General features: G+C 70.5%; 1 protein-coding gene. It reads right to left on the bottom strand.

Features of this window, described 5'->3' with window-relative positions; translation table 11 throughout:
* Nucleotides 1-28 precede the first annotated feature (28 nt).
* The gene (locus tag ACI3ET_RS16320) at nucleotides 29-1,267 is read right to left on the bottom strand and encodes an IS110 family RNA-guided transposase (protein WP_405034125.1); all 1,239 of its coding nucleotides are present in this window, start codon (nucleotides 1,265-1,267) and stop codon (nucleotides 29-31) included.
* Nucleotides 1,268-1,513: the final 246 nt, after the last annotated feature.

The raw sequence follows: 1,513 nt of genomic DNA, 5'->3' as shown, positions 1-1,513 counted from the left end.
GCGGCAGACATCCCAGGTTCTGGTTGTGTCAAGCGGCGGTGTTGAAGTGGTGCTGCCAGGCGGTGTTCTCGTCGTAGAGGGTGCGTTGGCGAAGGCAGCCGTGGAGGATGCCGACCCAGCGATTTGCGAGCTGGCGCAGTGCGGCTTGGTGGCCGATCTTGCGGGCGCGGAGAGCCTTGTAGTAGGCGCGCGCGCCGGGTGAGCCACGAAGGGAGCAGAACGCCCACTGCTGCAGGGCGTCGCCGAGGCGGCGGTTGCGGGCGTACCGGGCGAGGACGACCCGTCTGGTCCCGGAGGCTCTGGTGATGGGGGCTGTGCCGGCGTAGGCCTTGCGGCCCTTGGCGTCGGGGTACCGGTGCGGGTCGTCGCCGAACTCGCCGAGGATCCGTGCGCCGAGGGTCACACTGAGACCGGGCAGGCTGGTGTAGATGTCAGCGTCCCGGTGCCGGCCAAAATGCTTGGCCACCACCTGCCCGAGGGCCTCGACCTGCGCGTTCAGGACGGTGATGAGCGCGACCTGCGAGGTCACGATCGCGGCGTAGGCGTCCTGCACCGGACCAGGTTGCCGCAGCTCCGGCGCGGTCAGGACCTGGCGGATCTTCTCGGCGCGGGCGGGCACGTCGCGCCGGTGCGCAGCGGTCAGGGCACGGACGATCTTCGCGCGGGACAGCCTGGCGGCGGCGTCCGGGTCCGGCGCCTGCGCCAGCAGGGCCAGGGTGTCCGGCTCGTCCAGGTCCTCGAACGCGGCCAGGGCCGCGGGGAAGAACTCGCGCAGCGCCGAACGCAGCCGCAGCACGTGCCGGGTCCGGTCCCAGATCATCGACTGGTGGGCTCGGGCGCTCACCTTCACGGCCTCCCCGGTGGCGCTGTCACCGGCGACCGGGCGGTGGTGGGCCCGGTCCAGGCGGACGATCTCAGCGAGCAGGTGCGCGTCCGCGGTGTCCGACTTGGCCCCGGAGGTGGAGTGCCGCTGCCGGTAGCGGGCGACCGACATCGGGTTCATCCCGTACACGGTGTACCCGGCCGCGACCAGCGCTGCGACCCACGGGCCGCGGTCGGTCTCGATCCCGACCATCACCTGTCCGGCCGCCTCGGCCGGGTCCAGGTCGGCCCACTCCTGCGGTGCGTGCTCGGCGAGCAGCGCGTGCAGCCTGCTCACCCCACCCAGGCCTTCGGGCAGGCGTCTTCGTACCAGGATCCGGCCCTGGTCGTCGACGAGCTCGACGTCGTGGTGGTCCTCGGCCCAGTCATCACCCACGAACAACATCGCGTCCTCCTCCTTCGCCTCGTTGCGATCCTTGCTCAGCAGCGTGGAGGAGACTTCCGGCGTCCTAATGGTCAAGTGCTCACCCGAACGATCTGGGGGCACGTCATCCCAGCAGCGGTCACGCCTCCTCACGACCGGCGGGCGCACGGTCTGCCGCAAGACCTCAACGATCAGATTCGGAGAGTGCTGACCCGCCGGCCGCTACCGGAACCGAGCCTGCCAGAGGATCGGCACAACCCATTAGAT

It is taken from the genome of Ornithinimicrobium jinqii (genome assembly GCF_045032595.1).
GTDB lineage: Bacteria > Actinomycetota > Actinomycetes > Actinomycetales > Dermatophilaceae > Ornithinicoccus.
This window is presented reverse-complemented; position numbering and strand designations above follow the sequence as displayed.